We start from the raw sequence: 11313 nt of genomic DNA on the forward strand, positions 1-11313 counted from the left end.
TTTGAAGATTCGCTCCCAGGAGCATCAATCCGTGGGGACACCCAACCGCGCGAGCGCGCCGTCGCAGACGCGGACGACATATTTGAACTTGTCTTGCCGTGCATTCTGCATAGCGGGAATCGCCGGCCGTGCGGTTTCGCCGAGTTCATCCAAAACGAGCGCGGCACTCAGGCGTGTTGTGTCTTGTGGATGCTGGAGCATTTTGGTCAAGATCGCTAAGGCGGCATCGGGATCCGCATCGGCAATGGCCTGTGCTGCGGCAATACAAACCACTGGCGACGGGCCATCCAAATAGGGCCGAATTTTGTTCGCGATGCCTTCGTCGATCGCGTCGGAATAATAGAGTTCCGTAATCGCCCAATAGCGCATTGCAGCTTGTTCGCTGGCGAGCGCCGAACAGTATTTCGCGACAGACTCCGGTTGCGCGCTATCAATTGCCTTCAGTTCAGCCAATTGCTCCAGCAAGTCGGACTTGTCGAGTGCATCGCGCCAATGGACAGAGTCCGGCGTCTCGCTCTCGGCCGGTGGATCGGTAGCAGCGCCGGGTCGGAACGTGTTGGCCTGGCTGTCGCGAAAGCCAATGCGGCAGGCAACGGCCGTGAGCTTTTGTCCTGGTTTGACCGTGACCGGCTGGGTGTAGAGTTGATAAGGTCCTTTGCCGAAGCGGTAGGCGATAGAACTCCCGGCGGTCGGCGAAGCAATTGCCACTTTGTACGACCGTTGTGCGTCGTTGACATTGGTGATCGTAAAAATGGGGTCGGCGGTCACGGCATACTTGCCGCCGGGGCGTTTCATCTCGTCGAAGATCGGCTCGGGAATCAGCCCGATGTCGCCGATCTCCTTACGCCATTGCCGAGTTTGCGAGCGGAGTTCGGCCAACTTGTCGGCGTACTTAGGATCGTCGGCTAGATTGATTAGCTCTTCGGGATCGGCATCGGTATCGTAGAGTTCCTCCACTGGTTTGACTTGGCGGAAGTACAATTTTTGCGGCCCCACCAATTTGTCTGCAGCATCGAGGCGCCGCATCTCCTGCATGGTTGGCATTTCGTTCATGTATGAGATGTTTTGAGAATAGGGGATAAACGGCATGTCGTTGCGGATATATTTGAACCGCTTGTCGCGCGCAGCGCGGATCAGGTCGTAACGTTCATCCATGCGGTCGCGAGCAGCGAAGATATATTTTCGCGGCGCAGCTTTTTGTGGGCCGAGAAAAGCTTGGCCTTGAATATGCTCTGGGATATCGATTCCGGCCAGCGAGAGCATCGTAGGCGCAAAGTCGATGAAGGCCACCAATTCGTCGTTCACAGTTCCGGCTGCCAATTGCTCCGGATGTTCGGGCAGCGCGCGCTGCTTCCATTTCTCGGGAACGCGAATGATCAACGGTACCTGCAGACCAGAGTCATAAATCCAGCGTTTCCCCCGCGGCAAACCGCGGCCGTGGTCGCCCCAAAACCAAACAATTGTATCCTCGGCAAGTCCATCTTCCTCGAGCTGCTGAAGGATCTCCGCCACCTGTTTATCCATCGCCGTGATGTTGTCGTGATAATTCGCCCAGTCGCGGCGGACCAAGGGTGTGTCAGGATAGTAACTCGGCAGCGGCGCTTTCGCCGGATCGTGCTGCTCGGCGGGGCTGAGTCGGGAAACCAGCTTTTTGGTTTCTGGACGAGGATTGCGAATTTGACTTTCGTGGGAAATCGTAAGATTGATGATCGCAAAGAAAGGCTGTCCTTCTTCGCGATTTCGCCAATGCGCCTGTTTGCTACTCTCATCCCAGGCAGTGAGCGGCGACTCGAATTGGTAGTCGGTTTTTTTGTTGTTAGTGCAGTAATATCCAGCGGCGCGCAGATACTGACTGAAACAACGCACTTCGGCCGGCGGCACGCCACGGCAACGCATGTGGGGTGTGCCGATGCTGGTGGGATACATGCCGGTAATAATCCCCGACCGGGTCGGCGCACAAACACCGGAGTGGGAAAAGGCCCGCGAATACAGCACCCCTTCGGCCGCCAACTGGTCTATGTGGGGACTGACGGCATAATCATCGCCGTAACACCGCAAATCAGGACTGATATCCTCACAACTGATCCACAGTATATTCGGTTGCTCGGCTGCTTGTGCGGTGTCGTCGCCCAATGCAAAGACGAACAGTGTGGCGATGGATAGGCTGAACCAGCGGTTCATTTGGGTGTCTCCTGAATATACTGGGCAAGGGTGCCTAGGAAAGCTAGGATGGAACCAATAGATTTTATACCGTAATTCGATGGCCGGGGGATACCGTGCGCTCGATTGCCCCCCGGCAAAGCCGGGGGCTGATGGATAATACGGCTTCTAATCCGGCGACGCCCTTCCAGCCCCCGGCTTTGCCGGGGGGCCATGAAACGGACCACCTCTGATGCCAATTATTTTGCGCTGTCTGCTGATTGCCCCCTGTATGTTCATCGCGACAAGCGGTTTTTGCTCTGCGGCGGAATCGAAACCAATCGCCTATCGCGGCGCGCGGATTCTAACGGCCGCCGGCAAAGTGTTCGATCCAGGTACGCTGCTTGTTGAAGGTGGGAAGATCGTTGCTGTCGGTCCGATGAACGATGTTGCCATTCCCGACGGCGCCGAGGTGCATGATGCTGCGGGAAAGGTGATCATCCCAGGCCTAGTCGATACGCATTCCCATCTGGGCGTCTATTCCCGGCCGGCCGTCTCGGCGAATAGCGACGGCAACGAAATGACCGGTCCGGTGCAAAGTGTGGTCCGCGCGCTCGATTCGCTCAATCCGTTTGATCCGGGCATCCGCATGGCCAATGCCGGGGGAGTCACGACGGCCAACATCATGCCGGGCAGCGGCAATGTGATTGGCGGACAGACCATCTATGTCAAACTGCGGGGGCATACGCCGGAACAAATGTGGATTGCCTCGCCCGACGTATTGGGGGGGTTAAAAATGGCCAACGGCGAAAACCCCAAGCGGAGTTATGGCAGCAAGGGAAAAGCGCCCGGCACGCGCATGAAAATCGCCGCCCTGCAGCGGGCTGAGTTTCTCAAAGCGATGGATTACCGCCGTGAATGGGATGGGTACCGCAAGAAACTCGCCGCTGGTGAAGAGGTCTCGCCGCCGGATGTCGACCTTGGCCTAGAAGCACTCGTCGAAGTCCTGCAAAAGAAACGGACCGTACACTTTCATTCGCACCGTGCCGACGACTTGTTGACAACTATGCGCTTGAAAGAAGAATTCGACTTTGACCTCGTGATTCAACACGGCACCGAGTCGTATAAAATTATCGACGAGATCGCCCGACATGGCGTGCCGGTATCGATGACCATCCTCGACAGCCCCGGCGGCAAAGCTGAAGTCGTGCAGTTTCTCGAAGAGTGCGGCGCGGAGTTGGCGGCTGCGGGCGTCAAAGTTTTGGTCAATACGGACGACCCGGTGACCGAAAGCCGTTTTATGCTACGGACGGCGGCAATTGCCGTGCGCGGCGGATTACCCGAGGACATCGCCCTGAAGGCAGTCACTCTGCACGGAGCCGAGGTGATGCATCTCGATGATCGCCTCGGTTCTCTCGAAGCGGGTAAGGATGCCGATTTTGTGGTCTTGAGCGGACCGCCGTTTAGCATTTATGCACGGGTGCTCGAAACCTACATCGATGGCAAACGCGTGTTTGATCTGGCGGATGAATCGGAACGGCTGTTTCAAACCGGCGGATTTGCGGTGCGCGACAAGGCGCAAATCCCACCCGCAAAACCGCTCGTCGCGCCGCTGCAAGTCGTGGGGGCACCCACTCCCCCCGCCAGCGCAGCGCAGCCTGATTTGCAGAGCACAGAATTCGTGATCCTGGCAGGCCGTTTGCATACCGTTTCCGGTGAGAGCATCGACGATGGTGCCGTGCATGTGCGCGACGGGAAAATTGTATTCGCCGGACCACGTGCGGAATTGAAGCTTGCCGTCGACATTCCGGTCGTCGCCGCAGCAGAGGTTTCGCCCGGACTGATCGACGCGCACAGTGTGGTGCCGCTGGAAGGGGAGTACAACATCCGCGCGGATCAGGACTCGAATGAGGAGAGCGACCCCAATCAGGCTGACGTCCGCGTGTTGGATGGTTTCAACCCGTCCGAACCGTTGTTGCAATTTTTGCTGCAACAAGGCATCACCACGGTGCATGCCTGTCCGGGGCGGGCGAATGTGATTGCGGGTCTGTCGGGGGTATTCCATACACATGGACGGACGCCGGAGAGCATGACGATTCGATTCCCACAGGCGATGTTGTTCAACTTGGGAGAATGGCCCAAAGAAACCTACGACGGTCGCAAACCGCGCACGCGGATGGGAACGGCTTCGTTGATTCGTGAGGCGTTGACCGGTGCGGCGAATTTCTCACGCAAAAAGAAACCGGACCAAGATGCCGACGACGTTCCCAATCGCGATTTGAAACAGGAAGCACTCACCAGTGTCCTGGAGAAGAAAGTTCCCGCTCTGTTCTGCGCGCAACGGGGCGACGATATTTTAACCGCGCTGCGTTTGACCAAGGAATTCAAACTCGAGGCGATGATTGCATTGGCCGCTGACGGCTATTTAGTCGCGAACCAAATCAACGCCGCCCATGTGCCGGTCATCGTGCACCCGACAATGCAGCGTGTGGGGGGTATGGAAACCTATCGTTCGTTCTTGGGGAATGCGGCGGCACTGGCCGATCATAAAATTCCGATTGCAATCGGCAGCGGCGTGGAGACTTACGTTCCCAAGACGCGGGTGATACGGCACGAAGCGGCCATGGCCATGGTGTACGGTCTGGGTCGCGCGCGGGCGTTGGCGGCAGTCACGCTGGATGCGGCAAAGATTCTCAAAATCGACGACCAATACGGCAGCCTGGAACCGGGCAAGGTGGCCGACATTGTGCTGTACGACGGTGACCCGTTTGAACACAAGACGCAGGTGACACACGTCATCGTCGAGGGCCGTTTGGTCTATCGCCGCGCCGACCAGCCGCGTATTCCGCTCGCCCAAAGACAGTACTATTTCAGCCCCGATATTCCCTGCTGCCTGGACTGAATCGACTCAGGTCTGATCCCCCTGCCTTCCCTGTTCGCTTCCCGGAGGTCACTCCTAAGTTCTGATGTGTGTTCTGTTAGACGGCGAAAAGGGACAGTAAAACCGGTCATTCCCGGTCTGAGCCTTAGTACATTACCAAAATACCAGCCGGTGGACACGTTCGCCGCTTGATTCGAGTCACCTGGACCCCGTATTATAAAGAGTACGAGGCCGGTGACGATCGTCCCTTCCTGCCTTATTTCCGATGCGCTCTGCAGATTTTCTCGGATTCTTCGACCCACAATTGACGAAGACTACAATAGAATTGCGTCAATTTTCGCCGAACTCGCTTCGAAAGCCATCTCTATGTTGACCTATGATTTTGAGCAGAGTTTGGGATATTGGGTTTGTTCGACATCTCATGCGATTCGCAAATCGCTCGATGCCAAGCTCGTGCAGGACGGAATTACATTTCGTCAATGGGAAGTCCTGGCCATGATTTCCATGCATGGGGAACAAACACAACGACAGTTGGGCGACCGGATGGGGATCGAAGCACCGACCTTGGCCGGAATCTTGGATCGCATGGAACGCGACGGTATCCTGGAACGGGTGCCTTGTTCCGAGGATCGTCGCTGCAAACGGATTCTCGCAACAGACAAGGCGGAACTGCTTTGGGAACGGGGCGTGCAATGTGCTCGTGAAACCCGTGAGCAAGCAGCTGTGGGGCTAACTGAAGAAGAGCTTGCACTCTTCAAGGAATTGTGCGGTAAAATCCGCCACAATCTCAACGGTGACAAAGAGGCCTTGGTCGCGACCGGCAGTTGTAGCGAGACTTCAAGTTCTTGATCCGAGACAATCGTCAGGGCGACTCCATGCCGGTTATTGCACACATCCTCGTTGTCAATACCATCGTGCTGTTGGCTGCGACCGCCAATGCCGCCGAACCAGCCGCGCGGATTTCGCCCGGACAAGTCGACAAACTGATTGTCAATTCGTTATCCGATAGGAATGCACAAGCGGTTGTCGGCGATGAGCAGTTTTTACGGCGCGTGAGTCTGGACCTGATCGGCCGCCAACCGACACCAGCGGAGTCGACTCGTTTCGCCGCCGACGAAAACCCCGACCGTCGCGCAGCGGTCATTGACCAATTGCTGGACAGCGAAGAATTCGGAACGCATTGGGCGCATTACTGGCGAGACACAATCAGTGCCCGCGTGCCGCCGCCTGAATTGACGTTCTTGAATTACGGTTTATTTCAGCATTGGCTCGCAGCGGAACTGAACGCCAATCATTCCTGGGCGGAGATTACGCGTGCGATTTTAACCGGCACCGGACCAATCAAACAAAACCCCGCCGCCACGTTTGTCGGATACCATCAAGGAAACGCCGTCAAATTAGGAGCGGAGGCCGCTCGCGTGTTTCTGGGACTGCAACTGCAGTGCGCCGAATGCCACGATCATCCCTTTGACGATTGGCAGCGCGAAGAGTTCCACCAAATGGCTGCTTTCTTCGCACGCGCTGCGGGCAAACTTGGCAAGGTGCAAGATGGGACCGGAACGATTGTTTCGGATCGCGGCAAGGGGGAATACCGCATGCCCAATGCTATGGATGTCAAAAAACCTGGAACGGCGATGCGGCCGACGTTGATGACGGGCGAAGGTTTGCCGCTAGGAAAACCGGACATGGCCCGCCGCCAACGTCTAGCAAATTTGATCACGCTGCCCGATAACCCGTGGTTCGCGCGGGCGTATGTGAATCGTATCTGGGCCAAATTGATGGGCCGTGGATTCTACGAACCGGTCGACGACATGGGACCCTATAAGGATCATTTGCTGCCGGAAGTGCACGACGCACTCACCGCGCATTTTTTGGCGAGCGGTTACGACATCAAGGATTTGTTCCGCATTATTCTTGTGACTGACGCCTATCAGCGCCGTTTGCCGAATGCGCAAAGCGACGACAATCTGCTTGCTGCCGGAACCACAGCGGAACGGTTGCGGGGCGATGTGCTTTACGATGCATTGTTCATGGCAACGGGACTGCCGAACGTGAAGGGGGAACAGAAAGCTGCGACCAAGGCGTTTCGTTTCCCCCCACCGCCGAAAAGCACGCGGGAATTAGTCGTCGAAGCCTTTGCCGCCGACCCCTCGCTGCCCGAAGAAGAACAACCCCGCACCATGGGACAAGCGATGTTCCTGATGAACAACACACAACTGCAGGCACAAATCAACGCCGACCCGGAGAGCGGCACACAATTGAGCCGGCTGTTGATCACCTATCCCAAGAACCGGGCCGCCATTGAGCAACTGTTTCTGCAGGTCTTAGCCCGCCAACCCACAGAACGAGAAACCACCATCGCCGCAAAGCACATCAAGAAGGTCGGCAACCGCAACGCCGCCTTCGAGGACCTGCTGTGGGGATTGGTGAATACGGTGGAGTTTACGACACGATGAAAGCGAGGCTTGAGGCCGTAGGCCTGAGGCTGTAGGGTTGGTTGTTGAATGCCAACGAGCATAGTTGCCTTTTTTCCTAAAGCCTACGGACTAACGCCTAAAGCCTTTCTTCCCACTGCCGAAAAATAATCCTGCACGCCAAACCATCCGGAGCCACCAACAACATGCAAGCACCAATGATCGACGTCGGGATGTCGCGGGCCGGTGTGGTGAGTCGTCGTGGGTTTATGAAGCGGCTTGCCGTTGGCAGCGGGGCTGCGGGAGCTTTGACGCTGGGTTGGCGGGATCTTGTTTCGCTCCAAGCCGACGAACTGCGTAAACGCGGCAAGTCGATGATTCTGTTGTGGATGGACGGCGGGCCGAGCCAATTTGAATCGTTCAATCCCAAAGTCGGCTCAAAGTTCCAAGGGCCGACGACGGCGATCTCGACCACCCTGCCCGGCATCGACTTCGCCGAATACTGGCCTCGCACGGCGCAGTCCTTAGATAAAATCGCACTGATTCGCTCGATGCACAGCAACATCGCCGTGCATGACCGCGCGATTGCGCTGGTGCGGACCGGCTATCCCCCGTCGGTATCGGTCCGCTATCCGACATTCGGTTCGGTGGTCGCGCAGGATCGTTTTGATCCTGATTTGGATCTGCCCAGTTTTGTGCGGATCGGCAAGCCGCGGATCGCCACACGTGATGTCGACGCCGGCGTACTGGGCGCGAAATACGCCTCGTTCAATGTTCCTTCACCCGGCGCATTGCCGGCCAATGTCGAACCGGTGGTCGATGAGGCGACGCTACGGCGGCGACTGAGTTTGGCGGCGCAATTCGACACCGAGTACCATTCCTCGGCGACAGATATGCTGATCCAGGAAAAACGCGACATCTATGCCCGCACCGAAAAATTCGTGCTCAGCCCGCGACTCGGCGTGTTCGATTTAGAAAACGAGCCGGCCAAGATACGCGACGAATATGGGCATACCGAATTCGGTCAAGGCTGCTTGCTCGCTCGCCGACTGGTGGAACAAGGGGTCAGTTTTATCGAAGTCATCAGCACCGGCGGCCGCAACGATGCCGGCTGGGACACGCATAACGACGGCTTCCGCGATAATCCACTGTTGTGCCGCGAAACCGACCAAGCCTACCCCGCCCTGCTCCACGACCTGGAACGCCGAGGCATGTTGGACAATACACTGGTCGTCTGGATGGGGGAATTCGGACGGACCCCGAAAATCAAACCCGACGGCGGTCGCGACCACTACTCGAAAGGCTGGTTGACGGCCTTCTCAGGCGGCGGAGTGCAAGGCGGCCAGGTGATCGGCGCCACCGACAAAGACGGCAAGGACGTCACCGAACGTCCCGTGGCAGTGCAAGATCTGTTCGTCACGTTTTGCCACATCCTGGGCCTCGATCCACACGACGAATACATGGCGACGAACGAACGGCCGATTAAGTTGGTCGAAGGTGGGGAATTGATTGGCGAGTTGTTTGCGTAATTGTCGTGTGACGAAAATCTCGCGCAGAGACGCGGAGGCGCAGAGAGTTTTTAGCGGGGGTCCGCCTGGTTCAGGGACCGGTGTTTGGTTGATCGGCAGTTTTCTCTGCGTTACTCTGCGGTCAATTCTTTTGCCAAAACGTGTGGAACGTTTTATTTCATTAGGATATTCAGCTGTACTCCATCAAAAGGTGCGTCGCGACGCACCCTACGGTCTGAGCTGTGTATTCCATTTGATCCGAGTTGTGTTATGGCGCTCAAAAAGGCATTCGGAATTGTCATGCTGACCGCTTTCATGTGTGCAGTGCTGGGCATGGGAATAGGTGCGGCTTTGGGGCAATGGGCGCCTGGTTACTATCGAACCATGTTCTCCATTGACAGTTCCTCCGACTTCGCTCCTCTACAAACGGGCATTGGGTTGGGTCTAACGCAGGGCCTGTTTGCGGGCCTCCTCATGGGGGTCCTTGTCGTTGCTTTCCTGTTGTGGAATGATAACTCGCTGATTGAAACACACGCCGACGAGAAACCCGTTCCCCGTGGAAAAATCCGAGGGGTGTTTCGGCCTATGTTCGGATTGATTCTAGCTGTAACGTTTGTGGCATCGCTCGTTGCCGCATTAATTTTAGGCTCGACCATCAACGAACACGTCCATAACCTCCAAGCTGGCTATGAGCGGGGACAAGTGCTGTCACCGATCTTGCAGGACGAAAGATTTCCCGACGTGGCGATCGAACCAATATCCGCAGGTCAACTTACTTTAAACGGCCACGTCGCCAACCAGCAGACTCGCGACGAATTGTTGAACGAACTTCAACATGCGTTTGGTGATACAACCGCCTCGAAGTTGATTGAAGGGGTCACGGTCGGTAAGTGATGCCTGGATTCGCCGCGGATGTTTTCTCCGAAACGTGTGGAAAGTCTTGTTTTGTTGGGAGAATCGGCCGTACTACTTACAAGTTGTTTCAAAATCCTCTGACGCATTCCACTGACAATGGTCTGCAAGATTCTGAAACAAGCGCAACCGGGTTTTGAAACTGGTTCTAGAAAGGTGTGTCGTTACGCACCCTACGGTTCAGGCGGCGCGTTGGTGAAGGTTTTGCGGATTGACTCCACGCGTTGGCGATTCACACCCAAGTCCGAACGGCCCACGCGCGAGGCCGAACGGATGTGGATGACCTGCTGCTCGGCATCGATGTAGATTTCGACGTCATCCACGAAGCGAAACAGCGCGGACCGTGATTCCGCGTGAATGTAATCGCCGTCATCACTCACGATCTGTGTCCGGGGTTGCTGCAACAGTGCGCTGCGAATTTTCTCACCCGCTTCAGCCGCCGGTCCTTGGAAGGGAATCGGCAGGATTGCATGTTCCGAATCAGTGGATTGGGAATTCACACAATTCGGCGTGTCCGGACACGACTTAAGCTGCCCGTCGGTGACACCTAAATCATTGGGCCGCTTGCCGAAGAAACTGAGCGTCATGAGCAATCCTATTCCCAAAACTACCATGGCAAGCACGAAGTAGAGTACGCCGCGCAAAAGTTTGCGTTTCAACGGATTATTCCTGTTGGGTTCTTTTTTGTCGCAACAACCATTTGTAAAACTCGGGGTTGGCGTACGTGGCGGCCCATGAATTGTGACCTGCTTCGGGGTAAATCGTCAGCTGCGGATTGCCCCCTTTCTCGATCAGGGCATCGACCATCGACAGCGTGCGTTCCACTGGCACGCCGGGATCTTTGCCACCATGGAATGCCCAAACAGGCAGGTGTGGATACCGCTTGGCCCAATGTTTTTCCCCGCCGCCGCAAATCGGGGCAATGGCCGCCAAACGATCTGGGGCATAAGCCGCCAAACGCCAACTGCCAAAGCCTCCCATACTCAGTCCGGTCACATAAATGCGATCGGGATCCACATTGTATTGACGACTGACATCGTCCAGCAGCGCCAATAGTTCAATCGGCTCCCATTCCTTCTCTTTGGGGCATTGCGGCGAAACGACGATGAAAGGGAATTGCTGACCGGCGGCGATCAACTTGGGCGGACCGTGCATCTTCACTAGTTCCAGGTCATCTCCACGCTCCCCAGCCCCATGCAGGAACAGCATCAGCGGCCAATTGGGTTGCGAATCATAATCTTGCGGCAGATACAACAGGTAGTTCATTTGCACCTGGACCTGCGTTTCCAACCGGCCCGCGCGTTGCCCAGCGGCGGGTTCGTCGCAGAATCCGGAATTGCCCATTACGCACAATACAATCCAAGTCAATAAGAACGTCCCGCGCAGTGTCATCGATGTCTCTCCTGGTTGTTGGGGGTCTGGTCGGCGAACATAGAGTTTATCGTTACCAGCGGCAGCG

The 11313-nt window shown here is 56.4% G+C and carries 8 protein-coding genes; 5 read left to right on the forward strand and 3 right to left on the reverse strand.

Annotated elements, in window-relative coordinates:
• Positions 1-24 precede the first annotated feature (24 nt).
• A complete protein-coding gene (locus tag CA54_RS06375) occupies positions 25-2181 on the reverse strand; it encodes a sulfatase family protein (RefSeq protein ID WP_146369985.1) in 2157 nt (718 codons plus the stop codon).
• Between the two features lie 211 nt (positions 2182-2392).
• Here CA54_RS06375 and CA54_RS06380 point away from each other — a divergent pair, with 211 nt between their 5' ends.
• The 5 genes from CA54_RS06380 to CA54_RS06400 all read left to right on the forward strand — a co-directional run bounded on the left by CA54_RS06380 (position 2393) and on the right by CA54_RS06400 (position 9836).
• Positions 2393-5041, forward strand: coding sequence for an amidohydrolase family protein (locus tag CA54_RS06380; RefSeq protein ID WP_146369986.1), 2649 nt, complete (start codon positions 2393-2395; stop codon positions 5039-5041).
• A gap of 345 nt (positions 5042-5386) precedes the next feature.
• Positions 5387-5869 (forward strand): MarR family winged helix-turn-helix transcriptional regulator, encoded by a 483-nt coding sequence (locus CA54_RS06385; RefSeq protein WP_146369987.1) that lies wholly within the window; start codon positions 5387-5389, stop codon positions 5867-5869.
• Between the two features lie 26 nt (positions 5870-5895).
• Positions 5896-7476 (forward strand): DUF1549 domain-containing protein, encoded by a 1581-nt coding sequence (locus CA54_RS06390; protein WP_146369988.1) that lies wholly within the window; start codon positions 5896-5898, stop codon positions 7474-7476.
• A 164-nt stretch (positions 7477-7640) separates the two neighbouring features.
• The gene (locus tag CA54_RS06395; RefSeq protein ID WP_146369989.1) at positions 7641-8963 is read left to right on the forward strand and encodes a DUF1501 domain-containing protein; all 1323 of its coding nucleotides are present in this window, start codon (positions 7641-7643) and stop codon (positions 8961-8963) included.
• A gap of 249 nt (positions 8964-9212) precedes the next feature.
• Positions 9213-9836 carry a hypothetical protein gene (locus CA54_RS06400; protein WP_146369990.1) on the forward strand — a complete coding sequence of 208 codons (624 nt, stop codon included), beginning with the start codon at positions 9213-9215 and terminating at the stop codon, positions 9834-9836.
• Between the two features lie 191 nt (positions 9837-10027).
• Here CA54_RS06400 and CA54_RS06405 read toward each other — a convergent pair whose 3' ends face one another.
• On the reverse strand, positions 10028-10513 hold the full coding sequence (locus tag CA54_RS06405) for a DUF1499 domain-containing protein (RefSeq protein WP_197532234.1): 486 nt from the start codon (positions 10511-10513) through the stop codon (positions 10028-10030).
• Positions 10514-10517: 4 nt separating this feature from the next.
• Positions 10518-11246: a carboxylesterase family protein gene (locus CA54_RS06410; RefSeq protein WP_197532235.1), complete on the reverse strand. Its 729-nt coding sequence runs from the start codon at positions 11244-11246 to the stop codon at positions 10518-10520.
• Positions 11247-11313 lie beyond the last annotated feature (67 nt).

It is taken from the genome of Symmachiella macrocystis (assembly GCF_007860075.1).
Taxonomy (GTDB): Bacteria; Planctomycetota; Planctomycetia; order Planctomycetales; family Planctomycetaceae; genus Symmachiella; species Symmachiella macrocystis.

What these genes read in the sequence shown, in the direction of transcription:
- CA54_RS06395 (WP_146369989.1), top strand. Translation starts at nt 7,641, where the DNA reads ATGCAAGCACCAATGATCGACGTCGGGATGTCGCGGGCCGGTGTGGTG.
- CA54_RS06390 (WP_146369988.1), top strand. Translation starts at nt 5,896, where the DNA reads ATGCCGGTTATTGCACACATCCTCGTTGTCAATACCATCGTGCTGTTG.
- CA54_RS06400 (WP_146369990.1), top strand. Translation starts at nt 9,213, where the DNA reads ATGGCGCTCAAAAAGGCATTCGGAATTGTCATGCTGACCGCTTTCATG.
- CA54_RS06385 (WP_146369987.1), top strand. Translation starts at nt 5,387, where the DNA reads ATGTTGACCTATGATTTTGAGCAGAGTTTGGGATATTGGGTTTGTTCG.
- CA54_RS06375 (WP_146369985.1), bottom strand. Translation starts at nt 2,181, where the DNA reads ATGAACCGCTGGTTCAGCCTATCCATCGCCACACTGTTCGTCTTTGCA.
- CA54_RS06380 (WP_146369986.1), top strand. Translation starts at nt 2,393, where the DNA reads ATGCCAATTATTTTGCGCTGTCTGCTGATTGCCCCCTGTATGTTCATC.
- CA54_RS06410 (WP_197532235.1), bottom strand. Translation starts at nt 11,246, where the DNA reads ATGACACTGCGCGGGACGTTCTTATTGACTTGGATTGTATTGTGCGTA.